The sequence below is a fragment of the uncultured Phascolarctobacterium sp. genome, from assembly GCF_958349595.1.
Taxonomy (GTDB): Bacteria; Bacillota; Negativicutes; order Acidaminococcales; family Acidaminococcaceae; genus Phascolarctobacterium.
This window is the reverse complement of sequence record NZ_CATWDQ010000009.1, coordinates 1-26426: the sequence shown is the minus strand read 5'-3', so window position 1 is coordinate 26426 and position 26426 is coordinate 1. Positions and strand designations below refer to the sequence as shown.

At 45.2% G+C, this 26426-nt stretch carries 36 protein-coding genes, 1 tRNA gene and 1 pseudogene; 17 read left to right on the top strand and 21 right to left on the bottom strand.

From position 1 onward, the window contains the following. Positions 1–33: 33 nt before the first annotated feature. The 11 genes from Q4G98_RS07820 to Q4G98_RS07775 all read right to left on the bottom strand — a co-directional run bounded on the left by Q4G98_RS07820 (position 34) and on the right by Q4G98_RS07775 (position 3919). Positions 34–240, bottom strand: a complete 207-nt coding sequence (locus Q4G98_RS07820; RefSeq protein WP_298564330.1) for a hypothetical protein — start codon at positions 238–240, stop codon at positions 34–36. Further along, entirely contained in the window at positions 227–400 is a 174-nt protein-coding gene (locus tag Q4G98_RS07815) for a hypothetical protein (protein ID WP_298564329.1), read from the bottom strand. Before Q4G98_RS07815 ends, Q4G98_RS07820 begins: the two co-directional genes overlap by 14 nt. A gap of 213 nt (positions 401–613) precedes the next feature. Beyond that, positions 614–709 carry a DUF3850 domain-containing protein gene (locus Q4G98_RS12400; RefSeq protein WP_366916989.1) on the bottom strand — a complete coding sequence of 32 codons (96 nt, stop codon included), beginning with the start codon at positions 707–709 and terminating at the stop codon, positions 614–616. Between the two features lie 463 nt (positions 710–1172). Beyond that, on the bottom strand, positions 1173–1364 hold the full coding sequence (locus tag Q4G98_RS07810) for a hypothetical protein (RefSeq protein ID WP_298564327.1): 192 nt from the start codon (positions 1362–1364) through the stop codon (positions 1173–1175). Then, entirely contained in the window at positions 1351–1905 is a 555-nt protein-coding gene (locus Q4G98_RS07805; RefSeq protein ID WP_298564326.1) for a hypothetical protein, read from the bottom strand. Before Q4G98_RS07805 ends, Q4G98_RS07810 begins: the two co-directional genes overlap by 14 nt. 268 nt (positions 1906–2173) lie before the next feature. Next, positions 2174–2344, bottom strand: coding sequence for a hypothetical protein (locus Q4G98_RS07800; protein ID WP_298564324.1), 171 nt, complete (start codon positions 2342–2344; stop codon positions 2174–2176). Next, entirely contained in the window at positions 2337–2738 is a 402-nt protein-coding gene (locus Q4G98_RS07795; protein WP_298564323.1) for a hypothetical protein, read from the bottom strand. The genes Q4G98_RS07800 and Q4G98_RS07795 overlap by 8 nt, the downstream gene beginning before the upstream one ends. 3 nt (positions 2739–2741) lie before the next feature. Next, positions 2742–3014: a hypothetical protein gene (locus Q4G98_RS07790; RefSeq protein WP_298564321.1), complete on the bottom strand. Its 273-nt coding sequence runs from the start codon at positions 3012–3014 to the stop codon at positions 2742–2744. Next, positions 3011–3334, bottom strand: coding sequence for an excisionase (locus Q4G98_RS07785; RefSeq protein ID WP_298564319.1), 324 nt, complete (start codon positions 3332–3334; stop codon positions 3011–3013). The genes Q4G98_RS07790 and Q4G98_RS07785 overlap by 4 nt, the downstream gene beginning before the upstream one ends. Further along, on the bottom strand, positions 3334–3507 hold the full coding sequence (locus Q4G98_RS07780) for a hypothetical protein (protein ID WP_298564317.1): 174 nt from the start codon (positions 3505–3507) through the stop codon (positions 3334–3336). Before Q4G98_RS07780 ends, Q4G98_RS07785 begins: the two co-directional genes overlap by 1 nt. A gap of 151 nt (positions 3508–3658) precedes the next feature. After that, complete coding sequence (locus tag Q4G98_RS07775; RefSeq protein WP_298564316.1) at positions 3659–3919, bottom strand: hypothetical protein; 261 nt, start codon at positions 3917–3919, stop codon at positions 3659–3661. A gap of 92 nt (positions 3920–4011) precedes the next feature. Here Q4G98_RS07775 and Q4G98_RS07770 point away from each other — a divergent pair, with 92 nt between their 5' ends. Beyond that, on the top strand, positions 4012–4377 hold the full coding sequence (locus tag Q4G98_RS07770) for a hypothetical protein (protein WP_298564314.1): 366 nt from the start codon (positions 4012–4014) through the stop codon (positions 4375–4377). Positions 4378–4410: 33 nt separating this feature from the next. Here the strand turns inward: Q4G98_RS07770 and Q4G98_RS07765 are convergent, their stop codons facing one another. Both Q4G98_RS07765 and Q4G98_RS07760 read right to left on the bottom strand, forming a co-directional pair. Continuing rightward, positions 4411–4560 (bottom strand): hypothetical protein, encoded by a 150-nt coding sequence (locus Q4G98_RS07765; RefSeq protein ID WP_298564313.1) that lies wholly within the window; start codon positions 4558–4560, stop codon positions 4411–4413. Positions 4561–4595: 35 nt separating this feature from the next. Next, positions 4596–4826, bottom strand: a complete 231-nt coding sequence (locus tag Q4G98_RS07760) for a helix-turn-helix domain-containing protein (protein WP_298564311.1) — start codon at positions 4824–4826, stop codon at positions 4596–4598. A 155-nt stretch (positions 4827–4981) separates the two neighbouring features. Between Q4G98_RS07760 and Q4G98_RS07755 the strand changes: the two genes are divergently transcribed. From Q4G98_RS07755 to Q4G98_RS07740, 4 genes are all read left to right on the top strand, one after another. Further along, entirely contained in the window at positions 4982–5341 is a 360-nt protein-coding gene (locus Q4G98_RS07755; RefSeq protein ID WP_298564309.1) for a helix-turn-helix domain-containing protein, read from the top strand. A gap of 15 nt (positions 5342–5356) precedes the next feature. After that, positions 5357–5509 carry a hypothetical protein gene (locus tag Q4G98_RS07750; protein WP_298564308.1) on the top strand — a complete coding sequence of 51 codons (153 nt, stop codon included), beginning with the start codon at positions 5357–5359 and terminating at the stop codon, positions 5507–5509. Between the two features lie 104 nt (positions 5510–5613). After that, positions 5614–6234: a hypothetical protein gene (locus tag Q4G98_RS07745; protein ID WP_298564307.1), complete on the top strand. Its 621-nt coding sequence runs from the start codon at positions 5614–5616 to the stop codon at positions 6232–6234. 187 nt (positions 6235–6421) lie between these two features. Continuing rightward, positions 6422–7540 carry a site-specific integrase gene (locus Q4G98_RS07740; protein WP_298564306.1) on the top strand — a complete coding sequence of 373 codons (1119 nt, stop codon included), beginning with the start codon at positions 6422–6424 and terminating at the stop codon, positions 7538–7540. A gap of 359 nt (positions 7541–7899) precedes the next feature. On the opposite strand, the gene Q4G98_RS07735 is transcribed toward Q4G98_RS07740, so the two are convergent. Beyond that, on the bottom strand, positions 7900–8103 hold the full coding sequence (locus Q4G98_RS07735) for a hypothetical protein (RefSeq protein WP_177561380.1): 204 nt from the start codon (positions 8101–8103) through the stop codon (positions 7900–7902). A 247-nt stretch (positions 8104–8350) separates the two neighbouring features. On the opposite strand from Q4G98_RS07735, the gene Q4G98_RS07730 reads away from it, so the two are divergent. From Q4G98_RS07730 to Q4G98_RS07720, 3 genes are all read left to right on the top strand, one after another. Further along, positions 8351–9349 (top strand): virulence RhuM family protein, encoded by a 999-nt coding sequence (locus Q4G98_RS07730; protein ID WP_177561381.1) that lies wholly within the window; start codon positions 8351–8353, stop codon positions 9347–9349. Positions 9350–9736: 387 nt separating this feature from the next. Then, a complete protein-coding gene (locus Q4G98_RS07725; RefSeq protein ID WP_298564412.1) occupies positions 9737–12259 on the top strand; it encodes a PAS domain-containing hybrid sensor histidine kinase/response regulator in 2523 nt (840 codons plus the stop codon). Between the two features lie 78 nt (positions 12260–12337). Beyond that, positions 12338–12414: transfer RNA gene (locus tag Q4G98_RS07720), tRNA-Arg, on the top strand. 47 nt (positions 12415–12461) lie between these two features. On the opposite strand, the gene Q4G98_RS07715 is transcribed toward Q4G98_RS07720, so the two are convergent. Genes Q4G98_RS07715 through Q4G98_RS07705 form a run of 3 tightly spaced genes read right to left on the bottom strand, consistent with a single transcriptional unit; the run spans position 12462 to position 15766 of the window. Beyond that, positions 12462–13829 (bottom strand): HAMP domain-containing sensor histidine kinase, encoded by a 1368-nt coding sequence (locus Q4G98_RS07715; RefSeq protein WP_298564305.1) that lies wholly within the window; start codon positions 13827–13829, stop codon positions 12462–12464. After that, positions 13826–14500 carry a response regulator transcription factor gene (locus Q4G98_RS07710; protein WP_298564304.1) on the bottom strand — a complete coding sequence of 225 codons (675 nt, stop codon included), beginning with the start codon at positions 14498–14500 and terminating at the stop codon, positions 13826–13828. Before Q4G98_RS07710 ends, Q4G98_RS07715 begins: the two co-directional genes overlap by 4 nt. A 60-nt stretch (positions 14501–14560) precedes the next feature. Next, positions 14561–15766 carry an MFS transporter gene (locus Q4G98_RS07705; protein ID WP_177559091.1) on the bottom strand — a complete coding sequence of 402 codons (1206 nt, stop codon included), beginning with the start codon at positions 15764–15766 and terminating at the stop codon, positions 14561–14563. A gap of 228 nt (positions 15767–15994) precedes the next feature. Here Q4G98_RS07705 and Q4G98_RS07700 point away from each other — a divergent pair, with 228 nt between their 5' ends. Beyond that, on the top strand, positions 15995–16498 hold the full coding sequence (locus tag Q4G98_RS07700; protein WP_177559088.1) for a PepSY domain-containing protein: 504 nt from the start codon (positions 15995–15997) through the stop codon (positions 16496–16498). Between the two features lie 54 nt (positions 16499–16552). Here the strand turns inward: Q4G98_RS07700 and Q4G98_RS07695 are convergent, their stop codons facing one another. Beyond that, on the bottom strand, positions 16553–17782 hold the full coding sequence (locus Q4G98_RS07695) for a CaiB/BaiF CoA-transferase family protein (RefSeq protein WP_298564303.1): 1230 nt from the start codon (positions 17780–17782) through the stop codon (positions 16553–16555). An 82-nt stretch (positions 17783–17864) separates the two neighbouring features. Here Q4G98_RS07695 and Q4G98_RS07690 point away from each other — a divergent pair, with 82 nt between their 5' ends. Both Q4G98_RS07690 and Q4G98_RS07685 read left to right on the top strand, forming a co-directional pair. After that, the gene (locus Q4G98_RS07690) at positions 17865–18419 is read left to right on the top strand and encodes a LemA family protein (RefSeq protein ID WP_177559080.1); all 555 of its coding nucleotides are present in this window, start codon (positions 17865–17867) and stop codon (positions 18417–18419) included. 22 nt (positions 18420–18441) lie between these two features. Then, on the top strand, positions 18442–19200 hold the full coding sequence (locus Q4G98_RS07685) for a YgcG family protein (protein ID WP_298564302.1): 759 nt from the start codon (positions 18442–18444) through the stop codon (positions 19198–19200). 42 nt (positions 19201–19242) lie between these two features. Here Q4G98_RS07685 and Q4G98_RS07680 read toward each other — a convergent pair whose 3' ends face one another. Next, entirely contained in the window at positions 19243–19956 is a 714-nt protein-coding gene (locus Q4G98_RS07680) for an aspartate/glutamate racemase family protein (RefSeq protein WP_298564300.1), read from the bottom strand. Between the two features lie 172 nt (positions 19957–20128). Here Q4G98_RS07680 and Q4G98_RS07675 point away from each other — a divergent pair. The 4 genes and pseudogenes from Q4G98_RS07675 to Q4G98_RS07660 form a co-directional block, all read left to right on the top strand. Further along, positions 20129–20752: pseudogene (locus tag Q4G98_RS07675) on the top strand (FAD-dependent oxidoreductase); the annotation flags it as partial. After that, positions 20735–21418 (top strand): FAD-dependent oxidoreductase, encoded by a 684-nt coding sequence (locus Q4G98_RS07670; protein WP_366916990.1) that lies wholly within the window; start codon positions 20735–20737, stop codon positions 21416–21418. The pseudogene Q4G98_RS07675 and the gene Q4G98_RS07670, both read left to right, overlap by 18 nt. A gap of 18 nt (positions 21419–21436) precedes the next feature. Further along, positions 21437–22447 (top strand): Nif3-like dinuclear metal center hexameric protein, encoded by a 1011-nt coding sequence (locus Q4G98_RS07665; protein WP_177560298.1) that lies wholly within the window; start codon positions 21437–21439, stop codon positions 22445–22447. Positions 22448–22458: 11 nt separating this feature from the next. Continuing rightward, positions 22459–23526, top strand: coding sequence for a hypothetical protein (locus Q4G98_RS07660; RefSeq protein ID WP_177560294.1), 1068 nt, complete (start codon positions 22459–22461; stop codon positions 23524–23526). A gap of 49 nt (positions 23527–23575) precedes the next feature. On the opposite strand, the gene Q4G98_RS07655 is transcribed toward Q4G98_RS07660, so the two are convergent. Then, positions 23576–24232 (bottom strand): Crp/Fnr family transcriptional regulator, encoded by a 657-nt coding sequence (locus tag Q4G98_RS07655; protein WP_293719481.1) that lies wholly within the window; start codon positions 24230–24232, stop codon positions 23576–23578. 85 nt (positions 24233–24317) lie between these two features. Between Q4G98_RS07655 and Q4G98_RS07650 the strand changes: the two genes are divergently transcribed. Together Q4G98_RS07650 and Q4G98_RS07645 are read left to right on the top strand one after the other, a co-directional pair. Continuing rightward, positions 24318–25004 carry an ATP-binding protein gene (locus Q4G98_RS07650; RefSeq protein ID WP_177560291.1) on the top strand — a complete coding sequence of 229 codons (687 nt, stop codon included), beginning with the start codon at positions 24318–24320 and terminating at the stop codon, positions 25002–25004. A 46-nt stretch (positions 25005–25050) separates the two neighbouring features. Next, positions 25051–25812 (top strand): AraC family transcriptional regulator, encoded by a 762-nt coding sequence (locus tag Q4G98_RS07645; protein ID WP_298564298.1) that lies wholly within the window; start codon positions 25051–25053, stop codon positions 25810–25812. Between the two features lie 13 nt (positions 25813–25825). Here the strand turns inward: Q4G98_RS07645 and Q4G98_RS07640 are convergent, their stop codons facing one another. After that, positions 25826–26221 carry a cupin domain-containing protein gene (locus Q4G98_RS07640; protein WP_298564296.1) on the bottom strand — a complete coding sequence of 132 codons (396 nt, stop codon included), beginning with the start codon at positions 26219–26221 and terminating at the stop codon, positions 25826–25828. Positions 26222–26426 lie beyond the last annotated feature (205 nt).

Sequence of the window (26426 nt, the reverse complement as noted above, 5' to 3'; positions counted from 1 at the left end):
TTAATTTTCATAATTACAACTACGCCATAAACTTTATCCCCATGAATCTAATCGTACTTTAACTTTCTCTAAGTATTCAAAAAAATCTAGTTTTATTTGATCATCCATAGCCATAAGCAAACGGTAAAAATCTTTTTGAGCTTTTTGGGCCATATTACTTTCAGGGCCCCAAACAGTAGAAGTTACTGTTGCAAGATTCCAAGCATCAAAGCTTTTTTCAAAAATTTTACTGTCCATCATTGTCGGAATCATCAGTCTGCTTACGGTTTTTAGATGCCCACGGATTAGATGGTGGAGGTAACGCCGCCGTTCCTTCTCCTAATTGTTTAGTGTCTTCAACGATTATTACCTCTGCATCCACTTCTTCGCCATAAAAACTATTGGTATACCCTTGCTCCATTGGCCTTTCAATCTCCATTAATATCTCAATAGGTACATTGATTTTCTTGATTGATAAAATGACGTACTGGTCTGAGATAATAGTTTCTTTCTTTAACTCTGGCCAAAGACTTTCTTCGTTATTACTGCCAAAAACATTTGTTATTTTTACTACGCATTGGCGACCGGTATATTCGCCGTCAAAATATTCCTGCAGTAATAAAATGTCGTCTTCCTAATAATTACGATCATTCTTACGCAATTCAAATCTCTTTTTTCCCTTCTCCACCAACGGGAAAAATTCTGGTAATATTTTTAATTTATGGATCATCTTTTCTGCCCTCCATTTCTTAACTCTATCCTGGCTTCTTTTACTATAGAATCATCACCATGCATTAAGCAGTTTGGGCAGATCAAGTATTCTCTATGCCCATAAGGATGAACATAACAATAACCATTATTCGTCTCTTTTTTGCATATACTGCAGAAGCCATTTATCCTTACTGGCTTTGCGGACACTTTATAATCGGCCTTGCGCATCTCAATTATCCTCCTATTTGCCCTTGGCAATGGCTTTACGATAACAAGTATATGAACAGTAATATTCCATTCTTGGCCTGCCGCTTTTGTAACCATGCTGTTTTTTATATGCATAATCTGTTAAATTCGTTCCCCACGGCAAACATTTTAACTTTCCACATTCTTGACAAACAATCTCTGGCATCAAAGTTCCTAAGTTTACGTTATGGTTATTCGTTAGAGTTAGATTCGAAAGTTTCTTCTTCCTTGCCATATCAGCGGCCTCGATAATCTTTGATCATTCTATTCTGCTCTGGGCCAGGCAGCGGCGTTCCCTTTTGCTTGGCAATGCAGTTTCTGTCGTCCCTGCAAACTTTTACTGCGCATTTTTGTCCTTGATCATAAACAAGCATCCAATCCCCAGCCCGTAGTCTCTTGCCGCAGCGGCTACATTTAGACTTGCTCATCTTGCTTTCCTCCACCATTATCATTTCCATCCGTCCTTTGGTTCAGTTGGTTCAGTGTTGCTTCTAACATTTTCCGTATAGAAGTTCCTGCACCGAAAAAGCTCCTTGTTGCGTTCGGAGAAATTTCAATTTGCATGCTCTTTTCAAACATAAATTGATTTATTTTGTCCTGCAGTTCAGCTTCTTTCATTGCTGCTTCATCATCGGTATAACCAAACCGATCCCAAAGGTATGATTCTATAGCCGAAACTATATTTAACAATTCAGTTTGTAATTCTTCAATTACTCTGTTTGGTATCATCTCAAAGTAATCCACCAATGAATTAGAAGCCTTTTCCACTGCAAATTCTTCCATTTTATGAGCACCAATTTCAGGTCCTACCTCATATGAGATAATAAGATCAATGCCGTGTTTTTTACTTCTCCCAATTTTTTCTTTTAGACGTGATAACTCATCAAGCTGTTTCTGGTAATACGCCTTAGCTTTGACAAGTTCTAATAATTCCTCTAAAGATTTTTTATTTAAATAACGCTGTTCCATTTATATCGCTCCATTCCGCTTAAACTAGATTGTCCAATATCATTCTTTATGCTAAAATAAATACGGACGTTAAACATATTGCGTAAATTTACTGTCCACCTAGAGCTGTTGAAGTTACCGCTTCAATGGCTCTTTTTCTTTACCATTCATCGTAAAGCTCCTACAGTCACAACAGCCGCTATGATAGCTATATAAACACCACCTGCAACTATTACAATTCCTAATAAACAGGCCTCTAAGTATTCTTGCCATATAGGCTTAGGCTTTTTCATAGCCTGCTCACCATCCCATCAGCAAAACCAACTTTATAAATCAAATATGCCGCCAATAGTACCGCCGCCGATCCACATACCCATAATGCCGGTCGCCTGGCAATACTATTCAATACCCAACAAATGCCGTCTACTGCCGCTAAATACCACAAATAAATTTCATTCATATCCAAGCTCCTTCCATGCTCCTGTAACCCACCAATGTATCGCTTTCAACATAAGTAATGCAGCAGTAACTGTTAAGGTTATTTCGACCGCAACCAAACGGCTTTTGTATTCTCGCAGCTGACTTCTCATATCTTCTTCAATTCTTTCAACTCTATATGGCAAAAGATTCATTTCCCGCTCATCTTTTCGTTTCCGTTCGATATTCTCAATCATCCCCTTCAAAAGACGATACCTAATATTTTCATCAAGTTTATAATAATTCATAACATTTTCTAATCGTTCTTTTGCTTCCAGTTCTTCAGCTATTAATGGTCTTGGTATTGGTATAAGCTTTTCCGGCGCCCAAAATCCCCCAGCATTTTCTCCCCCAATAACGTACGTTTTTTCCAACATTCTTCACCCCTCCATTTTTCGCTTCGCCAGATCCACGCCTTCAAAATATAAACCATTTTCGACAAACTCAAATCTCATAATGTCACCTACCCGCACATCATAGGCCATAATATTCAAAAAGTACCAACCTGTAATACTACGATTATTCACTTTTATCGGCTTGTCGAAAATAACTTTATGACCGGAGCCAAAGCTGATAATCTTTGCCGCTTTTACCTTAATAAATTGATCCTCCAGAATAATCTTTAAAGCCTTACATCCATTTGTTTTTTTCATAATACAGGCACCGCCTCCCGCGTTTTTTTAGGCCTTCCACGTTTCCCTGCTACTGCTTCTTCTGAATTTTTCAGCATCCGTTCGACCATTTGTAAATCAAACCTGTGATGATCGGCGCCAGCTTCAATAACCCATTGTTCTAAAGAGGCTCTTGGTATTTTAACCGCGTTGCCCGAATAGAACACGGGAAAATCAATTTTCCCTGCTGCCGCCAAAGCGACTAAGCCACGGATCAGCTTGACATTCAAATTCGTATAACTGGCTGCTTCTTCCGGTGATAACGCAATTTTTCTCCAAATCGGTATCTCTGCAGGCATCATTATTCACCATCCCCTTCCTGCCTGTTTTTTTCGGCTAAATATTGTTCAACCAGCCCATCTTCCGGTAAGCTGGCATATCTTTTTATAAATTCTTCTTCCGGCATACTCTTCACTATTTTAATAAGAGTAAGTAAAGCCTTAATTTGAGCAGCACTTAACTGTTTCTTTTCCATGGTATATCCCTCTTTCAAAGTTGATATACCAGTCGAAGCGTGTTATAATGTTCTCGTCAGCTTCGGCTGGTCACAAGAAACACTCGCTAAACTTTCCACGGTAGAGGCGGGTGTTTCTTTTTTATTGCGCTATTTTAAAACAGCGGCAAATTTATCTTATATATATGGCTGTTGCTACAGCTATGAAGGCAACAGCCGATATGGTAACTCTTAATTTTCTGACCTCTGCTATCAGTTCATATACTTTGTCAGGGAAATTCTTTACTGTATTTTCTTTATCTATTTTCCTAAGTTCAGCTAAAAGCAATTCGCGGCGCGATTCTTCATTTAACTTGTACTTATCCATAATTGCTGCCACTTCATTACGAACTCCTGGTGGAAGCGGTGGTGGTACTAAATATCCACTGTCCATTTTTTGCCTTCTTTCTAACTCTTATTAATGCTATAATGTGAATCAGCAGGAACTGCCATTCCTGACTTTATTGTTAAAGGAAGTGTATTTTTATGGATACTAAAAAAACAGAAGTAACAATCTGCATAACTGATGAAGAAATTCTTGTAATCAACCCGCTTATACAGGAAGCAATAGAATACACTACAGAAGACGATTCACTATCCAACAGTGAAAAAAATCTTCAATTGCAACATTTACATAAAGTTTATGACCAGTTAAACGGTAAAGAGAATGACCTGGATTCTATCCAATTTCTTGCTACAGTCAAGGATTTAGCAGAAGATCAATTAGATTTTTTTGATGATCTTTGTTCCGACGGAGACATGATAATCGAACTGCCTTCACAACAACTTCTTCAGTCTGTCGTACGTAAGATCGAAACGTTCTTTGAGGATTGCCATGTAAAGTTTGTCTAACATTTGATTGTTTGGATGCATCTAACTTCATATTTATACCTCCCTTAATATACCTAATACTATAGTTGTGATACTTTTGTTAACGCGATTTTTTGATGTCTCACACACAGTCTTATAATCTGTATGGACCAGCATACGCCTATTCTCGCCCTGCCTGTCCGCAGGGCTTTTTTCTTTTTTCATTTTGCACCTCCTTAACATTTATATAATCTTACGTTTTAAGTAAGTTCATGTGCAAAAAAAATTTTCCCAGCAGTGTCTTGGTCTATATCAAGAGCAGAAATAAGTTTATTCATAACTGTACTTGATGGATATTTTTTATTGTTCAAAACATTGCTTAATACATTGCGATTAATCCCCGACCGACGGGACAATTCCATCTGGGACTTTATTTTTTTCTTAATCATAATGATTTTAATAGCATCAGTATCAACAATATATTGGTTCATTTCCTCCGCCTCCTTCTTGCATTCTATGTAAGTATAATAACGCTAATCGGTTTTAATGTCAATACATTTTATGCAAGTTTTTGTTTGTTTTTCCTTTTTTCTCTTGCAGATTGTGTAAACTATTGGTATAATTGCACTAAAAGGAGGCTGTTACAATGAAGCTTGGAGAACGAATAAAATCATACAGACTAACAAAAAAACTCACTTTAAAAGATATTGCTTTGCATTTGGGGGTTTCAGAAGCTACAGCCCAAAGATATGAATCAGGAAAAATAACAACTATTGATTATGACAAAATTATAATATTATCAAAACTTTTTGATTGTTCGCCTACCGAACTTATGGGTTGGGAGACAAATAGGGACACTTCCTTAGAATTGGCAAACGATGAAAAAACCTTCCTTGAAAAATTTAGAAAACTAAGCCATGATGACCAAATGCTCCTTTTCGGCATCATGGACAGTTTTATTGATAGAAGGAACTCTGTCAGCCTGCCCGCTACGGGCACAAAATAAAGGAGGCTATTACAAATGAATACTCTTAATGAAGAAGAACGCTCTATTATCAACCTGCTGCGATCACTGCCACATGATCAGTTTTTAAACGCGGTAGGTTATCTTAACGGACTTATTTTTAAAAATATGGGGATTACCAGCTACGAGGGTCGACTTCGGAAAATGTAACTCGCCGGCATTATCCCTGCACTAAAGTGTTACATTTTCACACACCAGACAAATAAATAAAAAAGCCCGGCCATATGCCGGGCAATATTTAAGGGGATGAAATTATGAAAAAAACTTTAATTATGGCTTTAACTGCTACCGTGCTGTTTGCAGTTCCTGCTTTTGCGAAAATTGAATGTGCTGTTGACAATGCGCAAAATGCTGTTATTTACCGTGCATACAAAAATGTAATGCACTGGCGCCATTCTTCAACTATTGATTTTATGAAAACTGTTCGTGATGATGGTTCTTCATTTTGCCACGTTCAAATCAAATATCAAGGCATAGGATTTCATAAGCGTATAATTGAAAATAAAGCAGATGTTATTGTTGACGGAGTTACTTATACCATTGAAAAAATTATTGCTGCTCCCACCTATACCATTCGTCCAGCAAAACATATGGCCGTTGCTGATTTTCTCATTCCACCGGAAGTCGTTAGTAAAATCACCAACTTCAAAGATCAACTTTGGTTTCAATTTTACATGAAAGACAAAGAACAAGGACCGGAAAAATTACCTGCGGAAGAGCTTGAAGAAATCAGACTAATCACTAAGCTTACCTATGAAGATTTTGACGCAGTTGAAAGCGGAAAATTAAAGCCAATAGATCCTAATGCACCAAAACCTGAGCTGACATTTAAAGAGCGTTTAAAACAAAAGCTGGCAGAGGAAAATAGTAAGTAGAGTTAACATGCAAAAATGGGTCATCGACCTTTAATTTTCGGAATTAGGTGTCTACATAGGGACAAATTGTCCCCATGTAAATATGCTTACAGATAAGGTAAAAAAATAACCAACCATTTGAGGTTGGCTGTTTCACTTCACGATTATTAAGCAAACATAAGATTATAAAGAAAGGAGCTGCGATCATATGTCAACATTAAGAAAAGATGGGCGACTTCAATCATCCGTTTATGTGGAAAACATCTTTACCGGTAAAAAAGAACGTAAATATGTTTATGGATATAGTGAAGCAGAAATAGAATTTGAAAAAAAACAACTTCTCCAGGCTGCTAAAAATCAAATTCTTTTTCTACAGGATGCCACTTTTTCAGATTGGTATTTAGAATGTCTAAAAACCAAGCGTGAATATAAACAGATAAATGAAGTCACCGAAGAATCATATAAAAACATTATTACTAATCATATTTTACCATATTTGCCAGAGAAAATAAAAATGTCAGAAATAAAAGTTTTTCACATCAAAAATATTCTCAGGCAAATAAAAGGAGATCGTACAAAAGAGTACACCTATACTATTCTTAATTCTATTTTCTCCGAAGCTGTCTTCGAGCAGGTCATAACCGACAATCCCTGTAAATTTGTCCGTAAACCAAAAGCCAAAGCAAAACCGGCAGCACTGCTCACCCCTGAAATATATACTGCTTTGATGAATACAGTAAAAGATACTCAAATGTATTACATTTTATTTTTGGGTTTCGATTGCGGTGCTCGTCGCGGTGAATTATGCGCCCTGCGCTGGAATAAATTTTTCCCAAATGAAAAAATACTAAAGTTAAAAAAATCCCTGAAAAGGACCAAAGAAAAAGGCTTATTTGAAGGTACTACCAAAAGTCCGCACGGAGAAAGGGAGCTTATTATATCCGACACCGCTATAGAAAAGTTGCTTGAGTGGAAAAAGATTTTGAGAAGAAATTTGTTCAGAGCAGGCTTGCCCTGGAATGAATCAGATTATATTTTCAGAAGCCCCACTGATTTATCTAAACCATTACGTCCGGATTATATCACTTCTATGATGACCAAGCTCAGGAAAAAGCTTGATCTTCCAGACCGTACTTGTATGCATAGTTTCCGTCATACTCACGCTACAGTTTTGGCAGAAGGAAATTTGAGTCCTAAAAAAATCCAGCTCCGCCTTGGTCATGCCAGCGCCGCTTTTACGATGGATACCTACGTTCATAATTCCGCATCTATGCAAGATGGTATCATCGAAGCTGTTGAAAGCGCGGAAAAACGTTTTAACATCTGACATCTTTTGACATCCACTTTGACATCCAAAGAAAACTGTTAGGTTCTAAACTGTTCTCTTGTATTAAAAGCAAAAATACAGTAAAATCAACGTTTTCCAGCTAAAGCTAGATGTCAGGCCATTCAAAAAAATATGGTAAAATAACTACGAATCAAAAGGTCGCAGGTTCGAATCCTGCCGGGGCCACCACTAGAATGCAGACACCGCAAGGAATTGCGGTGTTTTTTTGTTTTCCGGGGAACAAATGTCAATTTGGTATGGGGAATATTTGGGGAAGATTTTGAGTATTGTTCATTAACAAAGAATAACAAAATAAAATATTCTGTGTTTAAAATATTTTTTATTATTCATGTGATATCTTAGGCAGTATATTTTTCCAATATTTTCTTTACATCTGCCATTTTTTGTTTTTCAGCATTAGGAATTTTCAAACACTGGCGCAAATATTTTATTGTATCTTCCACACTTGCATTCCTGAAAAACTCTTCATTATTCAATGCCTTAAACTGATTATCAATGAGCCTAAACGCAACAAACCAATCAGTTCTTACTTTATATTCCATCTTTTCAAAATTTGCTCTGGCTAAAATTTTCCACTGTTGAATATCATGCTATGTTACTTTATCGTGACGGCAAGTAGTTTTACCAAATTTCTTATGATTTTTATTTACGGATTAAAGATTTCAGAGTAAGATAATATTGATAAAGATTTAGGAACTGAGCACATGAACGAAAAAATATTACCATTAAAACAAAGTTGGTTAATATATGTTGATCTTGACAAAAATTAGATGAAGGAGAACTATACAAATGGCTGATATTATTATATACAATACAGCAGACGGTAAAGTCAGCATTAACCTTTATGCAGATAATAACACTGTTTGGCTGACCCAAGCACAAATAGCAGATTTATTTAATGTAACTAAACAAAATATAAGTTTACATATCAATAAAATATTCAGTGAAGGTGAACTTGTTGAAAATTCAGTTGTCAAGTATTACTTGACAACTGCCACTGATAAAAAAGATTATAATGTTAAATATTATAATCTTGATATGATTTTAGCTATTGGCTTTCGTATACGTTCACCACGTGGCACCCAATTTCGACAGTGGGCTAACAGTACATTAAAAGAATACCTTTTAAAAGGGTTTGTGATGGATGATGAACGCCTAAAAAATCCTGACGGACGGCCCGACTATTTTGACGAATTAATGGAACGTATTCGCGATATTCGTGCCAGTGAAAAACGATTCTATCAAAAGTTGCGTGATCTTTTCTCACTTTCAAGCGATTATATCCCTAACGAAAACACTACTAAATTATTTTTTGCAGAAACACAAAATAAACTTATCTACGGCGTTACAGGGCAAACTGCAGCAGAGTTGATTATGACACGTGCTAATGCTGATAAACCCAATATGGCTTTAACTTCATGGCAAGGTTCCATAGTTCGAAAATCAGATATTATCACAGCTAAAAACTACCTCCTACATGATGAGTTAGACTCATTAAATCGTTTAGTGAACATCTTTTTAGAAAGTGCTGAATTCAGGGTAAAGAAGCGCAAAGATTTAACGCTTGAATTTTGGCGTGCCAGTGTAGATAAACTTCTTCTTGATCATGATGTTCCTTTATTACAAGCACATGGTAAAGTTTCACATAAACAGGCCATAGCGCACGCTAACAAGATTTATAAAAGCTTTGATGCACGGCGTAAGGCAGTAGAAGCTAAGGAAGCTGACCACATAGATCTACTGGAATTAGAACAAGAAGCCGCTAAAATAAAATCTATTAAAAAATAACTAAAACCGCCCAGCATTACCAGCACTGAGTGCAAACCGCAGATATTACCAAGTATCAACGGCAATATAATAACTCCACCGCTGTATTAATGCGTTTTTAGGGCCTTTTAAACACAAAATTTTATCCTGCAACCCTTGCCCACGAATCAAAAGGTCGCAGGTTCGAATCCTGCCGGGGCCACCATGGCAATCGACGCATTCCGAAAAGGAATGCGTTTTTTATTTTGCCCATAATCAACTAATCCTTTAAACCAGAATACCGCACCCACAAGCCTACCCATTATCTTTTATTTAATATTTTTAAATAAAAGATAATAAACAATGTTATAATAAATACATACTATATTTAAAATTCAAGATTTACTTGCAAATGGATGGAGGGGTACTATGGTAAATTTATCACAGGAAAAAATTAAGGCAATTAAAGATTTTGCCCATCAATATATCTATAAATTACTTTGTGACCAGGATCTGCCTTTTATTCTCAGCCATCTTGATCCTCAGCTCATCGGCATCGGCGCCGCCGAGCATAATTATTATAATACACCTGAAGCAGCCCGCGATTTTATCGCTTCTTTAAATGGTCAGATCCCTCCCTGCCGGCTGTTAAATGAAGAATGGACTGTTATCCCGTTGGCAGAAACCCTCTATCTGGCTCAGGGACGTCATTATCTGACAGCAGCAGAGGACCAGCAATTGCTCGTTCAAACACACCAGCGTGCCACTATCATTATTCGTGATCTGGGCAGTGATTTCAGTTATATGTATGTCAATCTTTCCCATCCATATCAGGAGCTGCAGGGCACAGAAAACTTTCCTTTTCAGGTCGGTTCACAAACCTATCGATATATGGAAGCAGAACTTGCTAAAGCCAAAGAACAGCTCCAGCAGAAACAGCAGCAAATGGAAGTCGTACTGCAGTCCGTCAATGGCGGCGTCAAATGCAGCAATGACGACGCTACCTATTCTTACGCTTATATCAGCGAAGAGCTGCCCGGCATGTTTGGCTATTCTATGGAAGAGTTCCGGCAATTTACCGGCAATAACGCCACAGGGCTTGTTTATCCGCCGGATCTGCCTAAGGCGCTGGCTGATTGTAAAGAATGTTTTAAAGACGGCAATCCTACCTACTCAACGAAATACCGCGTCCCCTGCAAAGATGACAGCCTGAAATGGATCATAGACAGCGGCCGGAAAACAAAGACGCCGGAAGGCAAAACTATTATCAACAGTATTTACCTGGATATAACAAAAGATGAGGAAGCCCGCCAGAGCGAGCTGGATCACGAACGCCGCACCCGACAGCAATATTATGATCTGCTTTCCAGCATCAATTCTAATTATTATTTCATCTATCTGGTCAACCTTGAAGACGGCTCCGGCATTCCTCTGCGTCTGCCGGAAACAGACTGCTCAGCGTTCGCGCAATACCGTACAAACGGGAGTTATGACATCGAACCGCTGATCCGCAGCCATTTTCATCCTGATGACAGCACAAAAATTTTAGAGCATTTCTCTCTAAGCGGCCTGCGCCGTCAAAAACAGGACCGGCATATTGACTTTGCCATGGAATGCCGCAGCAGCCTTTGCAGCACAGAATATCGCTGGACAGCCTTCAATTCGACTTTATTAGCGCAAAGCGACGGTTACCACCAGATCATTCTTACTCTGCGCGATATCCATGAGGATAAATTGAAAGAGCTGCGGGAACAACAGGCTTTGCAGGAAGCCTTTAATGCTGCCCAGGCTTCCAATATGGCTAAAAATGAATTCCTTTCGCGCATGAGCCATGATATACGTACCCCTATGAACGCCATTATAGGGATGACTGCCATTGCCGGCAAAAATCTGGAAGACAAAGCACGGCTCCAGGATTGCCTTGCCAAAATAACTACTGCCAGCAATCATCTTTTGACCTTGATCAATGAAGTGCTTGATATGTCCAAAATTGAAAGCGGCAAGCTCAATCTTCTAAATGAAGATTTTTCTCTCAAAGAGATGCTGGAGGAGCTGCTTGATCTGGTCAATCCGCAGCTTTTAAACAAAAAGCATACTTTTACTATGAATATAGCGCCTGCGCTTTGTGTCAACGTTCTGGGTGACAAGCTGCGCTTGAAACAACTGCTGCTCAATATTTTAGCCAATGCTATCAAATACACGCCTTTCCATGGCCATATCTCTTTGGAAGTGCGTGAAACCCACGTCCGGCTTCACGATACCATCGGTTATGAATTTATCATTACAGATAACGGTATCGGTATGACGCCGGAATTTACAGCAAAAATTTTTGAGCCATTTGCCCGCGCTTCCGACTCGCGCACCAGCGAAATAGAAGGAACTGGTCTGGGTATGACGATTGCTCTCAACATCGCCCGCATGATGAACGGTACTATCGAAGTCCAAAGTGTTTTAGGCGAAGGTTCTGCTTTTAAAGCCATCGTTTATTTACAGCCACGCGAGCAGGAGGCAGGCCGCAGCAAATCTCTGATGCAGACAGCCAGCATTGATAAACTGCAGGAGCTGGCTTTCCAGGGAAAACGGGTTTTGCTGGCAGAGGATAATGAACTCAATCTGGAAATAGCCGTAGAATTATTAAAGTATGCCGGTTTGGAGATCACTACTGCAAAAAACGGTCTGGAAGCACTGGATAAATTTAAAGCCACACCGCCAGGCACCTATAACCTGATTTTGATGGATATCCAAATGCCTGTCATGAACGGCCTGGAGGCCGCTAAAGCGATCCGGGCGCTGCCCTGCCAAGACGCCCAGACTGTCCCTATCATCGCGATGACGGCAAACGCCTTTCCTGAAGATATTGCAGCCACACTGCAGGCAGGAATGAACGAACATCTCAGCAAGCCGGTCAATTTAGAACAATTTCAGACCATGCTGCAAAAATGGTGTCAGTAATTTTCTTAAAAGATGTTGACAACAACACTGCAATCAGATATAATATTATCGTTGCCTAAAGATTTAGGTAACCTCAATGACTCCGTAGCTCAGTTGGATAGAGCGTTTGACTACGAATCAAAAGGTCGCAGGTTCGAATCCTGCCGGGGCCACCAGAAATTAAAGCTCACTTCTTACGAAGTGAGCTTTTTTGTTGCGCTGTTTATTTTTCTAAAGGACGCAGAGGTATCGTAAAACTGAAGCTGCTGCCTACGCCCAGTTCACTGACGACGCTGACCGTCCCGCCGTGGCTTTCAACCATCCACTTTACCATTGCCAGTCCCAGGCCTGTGCCGCTGTCTGCCCCGCCGCTGCGGGCAGTATTGACCCTGTAAAAGCGTTTCCAGATTTTTGACAGTTCATCAGCACTGATACCAATACCATCGTCACTGACAGTACCAATGGCATTTTGACCGTCGCTTGTTAAAGTAAGCCAGATCTGTCCCTGCTGCCTGCCATACTTGACCGCATTAGTCAGCAGATTGAGCCAGATCCGCATCAGCAATGTTTGATCAGCTTGAACCATAACTGCCGGCTCGATCTCTGCCGTCAGCGTGATCGCTTTGGCTGCCGCCAGTCCCTTAGCTTCTTCCGCCACGATCTCTGTCAATTCGCTTAAATCGAACACTTCCAGATCCAGGCTTGCCTGATGCCGGTCCGCTCTGGCTAGCTGCAAGAGCTGGTTGACCAGTTTCGACATTTTTCTGGCCTGCTGCAGCACACCCTGCAGCGCCTGCTGTTTACTCTCGGAGTCAGGCTGCTGCAGCCCGCATTCAGCCTGTGCTATGATCACTGAGGTCGGCGTTCTCAATTCATGCGAAGCGTCGTCAGTAAACTGCCGTTCTGCTTCAAAGGCCGCTTCTAATCTGGCAAACATTCCGTCAAAGGTTTTTGCCAGCGTATCGATTTCATCGTCAGCACCTTCCAGTTCGATCCGTTTGGAAAGATCGCTCCCGCTGCTGATCTGAGCCGCAGCTTCTGTGATCCGTGTTACCGGACGAAAAGCTTTTTTGGTGATCCAGTAACCACCCAGGGCCGCCAATAAAATCAGCAATGGGAAAAACAGCGCGCACTGCCACAAAATCTTATCGCGTTCCGCATAGGCCGAGCTAAGCGGCACCGTGCCACGTACCCAGTAAAAATTTTCCGCATGGCGCGGTTTGAAATAAAAATCATAAACAAACCAGTTTTGCTGCCCATTACCAGCCTTCTGCAGCAGCTCGTCGGCAAAAGGCGTTGCCGGCAGATCGCTGGCCACCAGACCTGTGATCATCTGCCCGTTTTCGTAGTATACGGCAAGCCGGACGCCGTCCTTTAAAAAATCAAGCTTCTCCAGGCGCAGACGGCCAGCATTGTCTATTTTCAGTTCTTCCGCAAAATCATAAACTTCTTCTTCCAGCTTGTTCTGCACGCCCAACAGTAAAACCTTATCTGTCGCCAGCAGGACGGCCGCAAAAATAGCCCCTAAAATTATTACGATCAGCCCTGTATACCACAGGGTTATTTTCATTTTTACCGACAGCTTTTTCATAAAGTCTCCTTCAGCACATAACCGGCGCCGCGTACTGTCTGGATCAGTTTTTTCTCAAAGCCGTCATCTACTTTTTTCCGCAGATACCGTATATATACATCTACCACGTTGGACCCGCCTTCAAAATCATAATCCCAGACATGATTTTCGATCGTTTCCCGTGTTAAAACTACGCCCTGGTTACGCAGTAAATATTCCAGCACGGCAAACTCTTTAGCGGAAAGCTGCAGCTCGCATCCATTTCTGCTGACGCTGCGACTGCTCAGATCCATTTCCAGATCGCCGCACCGCAATACGTTCGAAACCTGCCCGCTGCTACGCCGTAGCAGTACCCGCAAGCGCGCCACCAATTCGTCAAAGGCAAAGGGTTTGACTAAATAGTCGTCTGCTCCCAGATCAAGCCCGGCAACGCGATCCTCGACACTGCCGCGGGCAGTCAGCAGCAGCACCGGTGTTTTATCGCCGGCAGTACGCATTTTCTGCAGCACCGATAGCCCATCCAGTCCCGGCAGCATAATATCTAAAATAATGGCGTCATAAGATGTCATATGCATATAATCCAATGCTTCCAGACCATCACCGCAGGCATCTACACTGTAGCCGCTGCTCTGCAGCTGCTTTTTCAGCACCTCACGCAGATCAGGCTCATCTTCCACGAATAAAAGCCGCATAAGCGCAACCTCCTTTAATTATTTTTATTATAGCACAGACAGCAGACGTTCTAAAACAACTCAACCCCTGTAACGCTGTGCCTGTTCGGCAGCCCTTTTAAAGCACAGGCCCCAACCCAGCAGCAACAGGCCGCAGACAATCATGATATATTCTATTTTGATAAAATCCCCCAAAGGTCCAAAGCCGAGAATAGCCACCGGCATCATGCCCTGCGAAACAAATTGCAGCAACGCAAAAACACGTCCCAGATAACCGGGCTCCGTATGGGTCTGGATCAAAACCGTTTCAGCCGTAATAAAAACCGGCACGAATAAGCCGCAGATGCAGTCAAACAGCAGATAGAGCCAGAAAACCTTCGACAGGCCCATCAGGGCAAATGTGCAGCCAAACACTGCCAACGAGACCGCTATCGCCGTGATCTTATTTTTAAAATCGCCTTTCCAGGCGACAAATAAGCCGCCTAAAAACGAGCCCAGCGCCCATACCATTTCGTTAGCTGTCAGCTTCCAAACCTCGCTGCCAAAAGTCCGCACTACCATCAGCGGTGTCAAAAAAGCTGCCGGTGTGATCAGAATAAAGGTCACCGCGTAACAAACCAGCATGACCCGCAGCAGCGGCTGCGACCAGGTATAACGCACACCTTCGCGCAATTCTACCAGCACTGGTCTTCTGCTTTGATTGACAACCGTTCTAGTTACCTGCAGACGCAGCATAATAATGATGGCGACGGCTGCCGTCAGCACATCGACCAAAAAAGCCCACTTCATCCCGAACGTGCCTAAAATCGCTCCGCCTACTGCCGGCGCGATCAGCAGCAGTACATTGTTGGCCATCTGATTGATACCGTTAACTCTTACCAGCTGTTCCGGCGGCACCAGTTCCGGATACAGCGCACTGACGGCAGGACTTTGGAAGCCACTGCCGATAGAACGCAGACAGGCGACAAAAATCAAAAACGTCAGGCTTTCATAGCCAAACGCAAACGCTGCAAAGGCCAGCAATGTCGCCAGCGCCGTAAACCCGTCCGCCAGCATGATGATCAGTTTTTTACTGTAGCGGTCAGCGAAAACGCCGGCCCACAGGGAAACGACTACCTGAGGGATCAGCGTTGCCAGGGTCGCAACAGTGATCCAAAAACCGGACACAGTATTGACTGTGATATACCAGACAATGGCAAATCCCACTACCGACGAGCCAAAAATAGATATATTCTGACTGATCAGAAATAATGCCGTCTGCTTTTGCCACGCTGCTTCCTGTGCCATAAAAATTCCTCAGCTTTCCCGCTTTCTGCCGCTTCAATAAACAACTGCTGTTTTCTACAAGTTTCTATAATAAGATTGTACAACAAAAATAGTCAAAATAGCCGTTCCATAATAAGTTTATAAAATAAATTTTTATTAAAGTTTCTTTTAATCTTCTTTTAATCTTTCCGCGTTATAATAAAGACAAAGAAAACGCCGCAGTAAAAACGGCGCAAGGAGGTAAAGAAAATGACTAAAAAATTTCTGGCGTTCATCGCCGCTGCTATCTGTACATTAGCAATCACCGCAACCGCTTTTGCCGCTGAGTTCATCAGTGCCGATCAGGCCCGCAGCATTGCTGCCCAATGGGTACCTGCCGGCAGCACGCATCTGGTGACCAAAGACGAAAGCCACAAATACGCATCTTATTATGAAGTAAAATTCTATGACAACGCTACCAACACCGAATATGAAGTAGAAGTACTCAAAAACGGCGGCGCTGTGAAAGAATTCAAAATGGATGCCCAAACAGTTCTCGGCAGCCCTAAAGTAGTACTCTCTGCCGCTGACGTTCAGGACCTCGTTCGCAAAGAGTTCCCCAACGCGACCTTCACAAAAGTAAAACTTGACAGCGACGATGGCCTTTACGAATATGAGTTGAAATTTTACACACCCGAATTACGCGGCGAAATGAAATTCAACCCTGAAAATGGCGCTCTGATGGAAAAAGAACTTAAATACCAAGTTCACTGAGCCATCCCCCAAAAAGGACCCGCACCTGTCCGATGCGGGTCCTTTATTATGTCTTTATGCTTTTGCCAGCAGCGCCTGCAGCTCAGTCTCACTCAAACCGCAGCCGCGTAAAACAGTTTCCGTATCCTCGCCCAGCTTGGGTGCCCGTTTTTGCAAGGCTCCCGGCGTTGCCGACATTTTCATAGCAAAGCCCATCTGCTTGTAAGTACCGATCTCCTCATCCTCTACTGTCAGCACCATTGAGTTAGCCAGCGTCTGTTCGGCCGCCAATGCTTCATCAAAATTCAGCACCGGCGTTACGCAGGTATCCTTACCTTGTAAACAGGCAGTCCACTCCTGCATGGTCTTAGTCTTAAAAATCTTTGTCAGCTCGCTTTTGACCAGCCCGTGCTGCGTTTCATCATCCAGAGCATCGATCAGATTGGCCCGGTCCAAAGCCCGGCAAAGGTTGCTCCAGAATTTTTTCTCCAGACAGCCGACGGAAACATAACGCCCATCCTGCGTTTCGTAGATATTATAATTGGCATAGGCGCCGGTCAGCCAGTTATTACCGCGTTCGGCTACAAAACCGCTGCCAAAATACAGGCTGGCCGCTCCCGGCATCAGCGTCAAAGCCGTATTATAAAGTGAAATGTCGATCTCCTGCCCCTGTCCTGTCTGCTCAGCATGGCGCACAGCCATCATAATACTCATACCGGCCATCAGCGCCGCATTCATATCCGCCATCAGGATGCCCGGTATCGCCGGTCTGCCTCCGGGCTCGCCGCTCATCGAGGTGATACCGGCCAGACTGACATAACCAAGATCGTGATCAGCCTGCCTGACCAACGGTCCCTGCTTGCCATAGCCGGTGATCGCACAGTAAACGATTTTCGAATTCAACCTGCTCACGGTTTCATAATCAATGCCCAGGCGTTTTAACACGCCTGGCCGGTAGCTTTCCAGCACTACGTCCGCTGTCTGCGCCAATTTCAAAAAGGCTGCTTTGCCGGCAGCACTTTTCAGATCCAGCACCACACTTTTTTTATTACGGTTCAGCTGCAAATGCCAGTAACCAAAACCGTTTTGGAACGGCGGGAAACTGCGCGAATAGTCGCCGCGTCCCGGTTCTTCGATCTTGATGACTTCTGCGCCAAAATCAGCTAAAATCATACTGCAATACGGTCCCGGCAAAAGCCGCGACAAATCCAGAACTCTGATACCGTCAAGTGCACCCACGTCAACACCGCCCTTTTCCTGTTTATTGCTTACATTATAACACAGATATTTTACATTTTCAGGCACTGCGCCATTTGACAGCAGCCCCTGCTTTAGTTACAATGAAAGATAAGTATTAAGAAAAAAATCTTTGGAGGCAGAATAAAAAATGAACAAAACTTTAATGATTATTATCGCCGTCGTTGTTATTTTCGTCGGTATTATTATGAGCGGCTATAACAGCCTGGTCACCATGAACGAAGACGTCAACGGCAAATGGTCGCAGGTAGAAAACCAGCTGCAGCGCCGCAACGACCTGATACCCAATCTGGTCAACACCGTTAAAGGCTACGCTACTCACGAAAGTGACGTTTTTAAAGCCGTATCCGATGCCCGTGCTAAATTGGGCGGCGCCAAAACTGTTGCCGAAACCAGCCAGGCCAACGGCGAATTGAGCAGCGCTCTTTCCCGCCTGTTGATGATCGCGGAAAATTATCCTGATCTGAAGGCCAACACCAACTTCCTACAGCTGCAAGACGAACTGGCCGGCACAGAAAACCGTATTGCCGTAGCCCGTATGGATTACAACAATGCCGTACAGGGTTTCAACGCTAAGATCAAATCCTTCCCGACCGTCCTTTATGCAGGCATGTTCGGCTTTGACGCCCGCGATTACTTTAAAGCTGATGAAAGCGCTAAAACTGTTCCGCAAGTACAATTTTAAGCGATAACGGAGCTTACTGATCATGAAACGTTGGCTCGTCCTTATAATGCTTCTGCTCCAGACGTTCTTTGCCCTCGGTGCGGAAGCAGCGATCCAGGTACCACCTAAACCAAGCACAGCGTCCGGTATCTATGTACAGGATTACGCAGGTGTTTTGTCACCGCAGACCCGTCAGGCCCTCAATGGGATCGGTCAGGATCTGGACAATAAAACGACCGCCCAGGTCGCTGTCGTAACGGTCAAAACGCTGGACGGCCAGCCCATTGACGAATATGGACTGACTCTGCTGCGACAATGGGGTCTTGGCAATAAAGAAAAAAATAACGGCGCGCTGATCTTAGTCGCTGTCGATGACCGACAATCACGTATCGAAGTTGGTTACGGATTGGAAGGCGTACTGCCTGACGGCCTGACCGGACGGATCCAGGACCAGCAGATGCTGCCCTATTTTAAACAGGGCCAATATGAAAAAGGCATTGTGCAGGGCTATCTGACTGTTGCCACCACGGTAGCCAAAAGCTATAACGTCAAGCTGGAAGGCGTACGTTATAGCGGCGGCGCCGGGCAGGGCACAGGCGATACGCCGATGCCGGGCTGGATGAAGGCCCTGATCGCAGTCGGCCTGATCGTACTCATCATCGTTGACCATATGTTCTTCGGCGGTATCATTACCCAGTTCATCCTGCTTGCGCTTTTGCGCGGCGGCGGACGTGGTGGCGGAGGAGGCGGTGGCTTCGGTGGCGGTTCCGGAGGCGGAGGCGGCTCCAGCCGGCGCTGGTAAAAAAACAAGGACTATCTCAATGAGATAGTCCTTGTTTTATGCCTATTTTACTTCGTCATACAGCAGCCCGATACAGGCATCGACCAAAGCACCAATACTGGAAACTTCACGTTCCAGCGGCAGTCCCGAGGCCGCATAACCCAAAGGAAGCTCCGTACAGGCCGTCATCACGGGAAGATCCCCTGCATGCCACAGCTCCTCTACCAGCTCTTTAGTCACTGCGCCAGCCAGAGCCAGCTCACCGGCTTTGACGTGCAGGATCGCCTGCTGCGCTTTTTCCGCCTGTTCATCATTGGGCAGATATAAGGTATAACCATGCTTATCAGCATATTTCTGATACAGGCCGCTGGCACGGGTACCGTGGGTCGACAGCATCCAGGCACCGTCAGGATTAAGGCGCCGCGCCGCCAGTACAGTTTCTTCAATGATATGCACCAGGGGCCTGGGCAGATCATCCCGGAAATCGTCAATAAAATAATGGGCCGTATTACAGGGCACCGCCAGAATATCGGCACCCATAGCGCACAACTGCTGCAAGCGCGCCTGCAGTACCGGTGCCGGGCTTTCACCCTTACCGAAGATCGCCGTACTGCGGTCAGGTATCTCGCAATCACCGATCATATATACCACCGGGTGCTCCTGGTCCGTTGCCGCCGGGCATCTGGCAGCCAGCTGACGCAGAAATTCTGCCGCTGCCGCCGGTCCCATGCCACCCAGCACTCCCAGTTTTTTACCATTTTTCTTATACTTGGTCACCTTGATCCCTCCACCAGCCAAAACTGTTTTTATGCGTTTATTGTACCACAACCTGCTGTGGCAGTATAGCCTGCATTTTTTATGTGTATACATAATTTATGTACTTTACTCTTTAATTGTTAATTTGTTATACTAAAGGGGTATAATTAAATAAAAATTTACCCCGTTTGGAGGAATCAGGATGACCAAGAAAAAAATCGTCGTTATCGGCGGCGGCTGGGCCGGCTGTGCCGCTGCTCTCACGGCTGCTAAAGCCGGCGCTGACGTAACTCTGCTCGAACGTACCGATATGCTTTTAGGCACTGGTCTGGTCGGCGGTATTTTCCGCAATAACGGACGCTATACTGCTGCCGAAGAATGCATCGCCATGGGCGCAGGCGACCTGTTTGCAGTTATGGAATCCGTTGCAACTCACAAAAACATGGAATTTCCCGGTCATAAACACGCAACCCTGTATAATATCTATAAAATCGAACCGGCTGCCAAACAGCTGCTCCTTAGCCGCGGCATCCAACTGCTGATGGCAGACCCGGCGGTCAAGACCGACTATGAAGGCAGCAGGATCATCGCTGTGACTACCAAAAGCGGCCTGCGGCTCACTGCCGACGCTTTCGTCGATGTCAGCGGGTCCTCAGCCATGCCGCTCAACTGTAACAAACACGGCAACGGCTGCGCCATGTGCATCCTGCGCTGTCACAGTTTCGGCCCCCGCGTCAGCGTCACCACCCAGTCCGGCGTTGAAGAATGGACCGCAGAAAAACCGACCGGTCTTGGTGCCATGAGCGGTTCCTGCAAGCTGTTCAAAGAATCGCTGGCGCCGGAAATCGTCGCCGAGCTGGAAAAAACCGGCTGCTGCGTCGTGCCGATCCCGGAAGAAATCAAAAAACATAAAGAAAAACTGGCTATGAAAGCCTGCCAGCAATATGCTCTCGACGCTTACGCCGATAATATAGTTCTGCTGGACACAGGCTCAGCCAAACTGATGACGCCCTACTACCCACTGGAAGAATTGCGTATGATCCCCGGCTTTGAACGGGCCCGTTTTGAAGATCCCCTGTCCGGCGGTAAGGGCAACTCCATGCGTTATTTCAACTTTGCCCACGTCGACGCTGCTCTGAAAGCCGACGGCAAAGACAATCTGTTCTGCGGCGGCGAGAGGGCAGGCGCTATGGTAGGTCACACCGAAGCCATTGTCAGCGGTTCGCTTGCCGGCCACAACGCCGCCCGCGCAGCTAACGTCCTGGAACCTGTTATCCTGCCTGAAAGTACCGCTATCGGCGAATTTATCGGCTACGTTGTCAAACAAATGCTGGATGTCGAAACCCGCAATAAAAAATACACCTTCTCCGGCTCTGTCTATTTTGAACGGATGCAGGCCAAAAATCTTTACAGCACCGACAACGACGCGATCAAAGCGCGTGTTGCAGCGGCTGGCTGTACCGACATTTTTGCAAAATTATAAGAAAGATGTGATAATCCGATGGCAACTGTACGTGACATCCTCAAAGCCCTCGATACCATCACCGGTGGACGCGTCATTACCGACTCCTTCAGCTACGGCGGCGGCAATCCCTTCGTCGTGACCAAGACCTCCGGTATCCCAGGTAAAGCAGTTACCGAGCTTCCGGGACTTGTTTGGGGCGACCCCGATATGCCCGTCAAAAAAGTAGCAGTCATGATGACGCTTACTGAAAGCGCTATCGAACTGGCCGGTGCGACCGGCGTCGACTGCCTGATCGCCCATCATCCCATTGCCGAAGGCTCCAACACCGGCGGCGTGACTGCCAGAAACTACTTTAATCTGTATCATCTAGCAGTGTTCGAGCTGCACGAAGCCTTTCACGGCCTTCATCCCGGTATTGCCTGGATCCATGGCAGCTGCGCCAAGCACGTCAATATCCGTTTCGGCGGCGTGCCCGGTAAAATCGTCTGGTACGGCAACGCCCTGCCGGAAGTAGAGACGCTGGGCGACCTGCTCAACCGTATCGACACGATCATGGGCACTGATATCGAGTCCCGTGTGCTCACCTCTGAACGTCAGATCCGCGGCTGCACCGAGATCCATGAAACCTCGATCGCGGCCCGCGCCAAAATTTATGTTGGCAAGCCGGAAAACAAACTGGGTAAAACTATCACCGTCTTCCCGCATACAGGTTTCTCGGCCGAAGACCTGGAAAAAGCCTACGCCGAATATCCCGAAGCCAACACAGTCGTCTGCACTATCAGCCGCCCGCTGCCCGGCGACCCGCTGGTCAAAAAAGCCGAAGAGCTGGGCCTGAATCTGATCGCCGGTAATTCCCATGCGCTGGAGATTTTAGAAAACGGTATCCCGCTGGCCTGGGCCCTGCGTCTCCAACTGCCCGAGCTGGACATCCATATCTTCCGCGAACGCATGGTAAGCCTGCCTTTGGATCACTGCGGCTGCACTCATATCGAAAACTACGGCGAAACAATGGCCCGCAACTATCTGCCTAAGCCGAAAACAGAATAACGGAGGGGTTTATGATGAATGGTGGAAAAAGAAAGATCGAATTGATCGAATACGTGGGTCTGTTTTTAGTTGCCTTTTCCTTTTTGATGCTGGTAGTCAATCCCGGCGGCATCGGGAACCTGTTCAACAACATGTTCAATCACGCTGCCCCTATTATCATCAAAGTCTATATCACCGGCTCTATCGGTATCGCGATCATTATCAGCGTCACCATGGGCCGTCTTTTGGAGCGTTTGGGCTTTACTGATGCTCTGATGCGTATTTTTGTGCCGTTGATGAAAGTCATCGGTGTCAACGCAGCCGTTGCCGTGCCGTCTGTTTATAATATCCTTGGCGACGTCAACGCAGCCGGCCGTATCGGCGGCCCGATCCTCAAAAAATCCAACGCTACCAAAGATGAACAGAAGATAGCCATTGCGACGATGATGCAGTCGCAGTCCTCCTTCGCGATCTTTGTCTTTGGTCTGATAGCTTTGAACGCCGCTAAGGTTTCCGTCTGGGTCGTCGTCTTCCTGGCGATCTTCCTGCCGGTACTGCTGACGCCGCTGCTGCTGCGGCTCACTATCTGGCGTGATACTAAGGCCGTTTCCATTGACGAGCTGCCTAAATTCACTCCGGAAACAGGCTTTCTGCCGACCATCTTCAATGCGGCCAAAGAAGGGGCCGAGCTGCTGTTTCTGCTCATCATCCCCTCCTGCGCCGTTGTCTTTGCCGCTATTGGCGCGCTGGATCATTTCGGTCTTTGGAGCAGTATCCAGGCCGGCATCACCGCCATGCTCAATGCGTTCAATATCGAAGCTGAAACCGGCTCTGTCTCGATTTTAGTTGGCGGTTCGCTGGCTATGGCCCAGCTGAAAGAAATTGCCGCCACTATTGCGCCGCCGCTGGTCGTAGGCTCGTATATCCTGGCTTCCTCCGGCTTCCCGCTGCAGGTCATCTTCGGGCAAATCCCCGCTATCTGGAGCGGCTGTACCGACCTTACCGAACGTGAAGCTATGACGGCAGCAATTATCGGCGCTGTTATCAAGGTTTTAACGGCGGCTTTATTTGCTACCTGCCTGCAATTCCTTTATATGTAACAACAGATAAAAATAAAACCAGCTGCATCAGGCAGCTGGTTTTATTTTTTTATAACAGCTCAAACTTATTCTTTTGATACCTGATCAGTCCGTCAGCCTGCATTTTGCTCAGCTCGCCGGACATAGCGCTGCGGTCTACCGCCAGAAAATCTGCCAGCTGCTGCCTGTTAAAGGGTATAACAAGCTTATTGCTCTGCTGCAGGCGTGCCTGCTCCGAAAGATACGCCAGCAGTTTTTCCCTCGTTGTCCGCTTCGTCAGATATTCCATTTTTTGAGTCAGGAAGAAATTACGTTCCGCCATCAACAGGAGCAGATTATGCAGCAGCCTGCTTTCGGCTTCACTGCGCGACGGCCCCGACAACAGCCGTTTGAGATCCAGAAAAATCACAGCAGCTCCATTAGGCGCTGCCACGCTTACAGTCAGCGGCACCTGCTGCAAACAGGCATACACCTCGCCGAACAGATGACCGCAGCCCAGCTGTGCCAGAATATTCTGCCGGCCCCAATAATCCTCGCGCAGGATATGCACACTACCGGCTACCACAAAACCGGCAGTCGTCACCCGCTCACCCAGCCGCCAGATAAACCCGTTCCGCGGATAGACCTTCAGCTGTGCGTCCAAGTGCTTCAGCACCGCTGCGATCTCTGTTTTGGCAATACCGTGAAACAAAGACGACGACGCTATGATCTGCAAATATTTATCCAAGCTTCTTTACCTCCGTTGTAAAAACAACAGCTTTCCTTTGCTTATCGTACTATAATAAAAGCAGAAAAACAACAGGAGGTTCATCATGTTACGTAAAATAATCACGATAGATCAGGAAAAATGTAATGGCTGCGGTCTCTGCGTCCAGGCCTGTCACGAACAGGCTATCGGTATAGCAGACGGCAAAGCAGTACTGCTGCGCGACGATTACTGCGACGGACTTGGGGACTGCCTGCCAGTTTGCCCTGCTGATGCTATAAGCTTTGAAGTGCGTGAAGCAGCAGCTTATGACGAAGCGGCTGTTTTAGCTAACAAAACCGGTCAGAAAACTGTAGGCTGCCCAGGTACGCAGGCACAGCAGCTGCAGCCGCCTCATTCTGCACCAGCAGAGATATTTCAAACCAGCCAGCTACAGCAATGGCCTGTCCAGATCAAACTGGTCAATCCCCATGCAGCTTATCTGCAAAACAGCAGGCTTCTCATTGCCGCTGACTGTACAGCCTTTGCTTACGGTGACTTCCACCGCAAATTCATCAAAAACCACATCACACTCATCGGCTGCCCCAAGCTGGACAATGAAGATTACAGCCGCAAACTGACCGAGATCCTGCTGGCAAATGACATTAAAAGCGTTACCGTCGTCCGCATGGAAGTCCCCTGCTGCGGCGGCATCGAGCAGGCTGTCAAAACTGCCCTGCAGCAAAGCGGCAGATTGATCCCCTGGCAGGTCGTCACTATCAGCACAGATGGGCAGATTTTGGAAGAAATATAATAAAAATTATGATATAATCTTCCCAAACAGGAAAGAGGTGAGCCAGGTGCCCAGAAAAAATCATATCCGTTACCTGACCTGTGCCGACCGTGCTCTGGAAGTGATCATCTGCACCGACTCTACACTCTCTTATCCACTGCATAACCATATTTCCGTTTTTACGATCGGCCTCGTAATAAAAGGCTCTCTTTCGGTCACGATCGGGCAAACTTCACATATTTACGGTAAAGGCCAGACCTTTATCATTCCCCCTTATCTGCCGCACAGTATTGACGCAGCAGACAGTTACACACTTTTGAGCCTGTGCATTCACGAAGAATTATTCTGCCGCTGTAATTATGATATGCATATCCTTAAAGCCTGCGTCAATAAAGCGCTTCGCAGCGCCGCTGTTGCAAATGAGCTCAGCCGGCAGCAGCTCGTCCAACTGACAGACTGCCTTGACTCACTTAGCGGCAAAGCAGAACTTTTCCGTCACAACACCGGTGACCAGTTCATCAATAATTTAAAACAACGCCTGGAAAGGGCTCCTGAAAATAAATTCAGCATCAACGACATGGCTCAGGCAGCCTGCACCAGCAAATATCATTTGATCCGCTGCTTCAAAAGGGCCGTAGGACTGACACCGCACCAGTTTCAGCTGCAAAACCGTATTCGCAAAGCACAGCGTCTGCTCAGCAGTGCTGACACTATAACAAAAGCAGCCCTGACCGCCGGTTTCTGCGATCAAAGCCACTTTATCAAACACTTTGAAAAATATACAGGCTTAACGCCTACCGACTATAAAAACTCATGCCATAGGCTCTAGCAACTACTGCTTGTTAACAAAGTGCCGGCATAAACTTGGCAAACAAATACAGACCTTCAGACCCGGCAAGCACTTCATGCGGCACTCCGGCCGGAAAAATCGAAATAATGCCCGGCTCATACTTTAATTCTGTACCGTTATTGATACACACGCCCTTCCCGGCGAGCACTTCATGGGTCTCCAGCTGCTTTTCATGCACATGGCCGCCAATTTTACAGCCGGGGGCAATGCGTACCAGATGAAAGCTGAAATCGCCGCCACTCTGCTGCGCCGTAAGAATATGTTTTAACTCCACCCCGGCAAATACCGGATGTTTTGACCACGGAATTTCTTTAAAAGCGACATCGGTATCGGACAAAAGCAAATGACCCTCAAGATTGAATTTTTCAAAAAGTTTCTGGAATTCCATTGTAAACACTCCTTATAAGGTATTTTTTGGCAGGCAAATCACCGCCCACTTCAATAATAAGCTAAACCATTACGGCTGCATTGTATAAAATTGCTCTGTTAAAGTAAAAACTGTCTGTATCATATATCTGTATTTAAACCCCAAGCTGCCCCTGTGCTTAGAACCAAAGAAAATGGACATTGAATAAAAAAGCCTCCAATCGTAG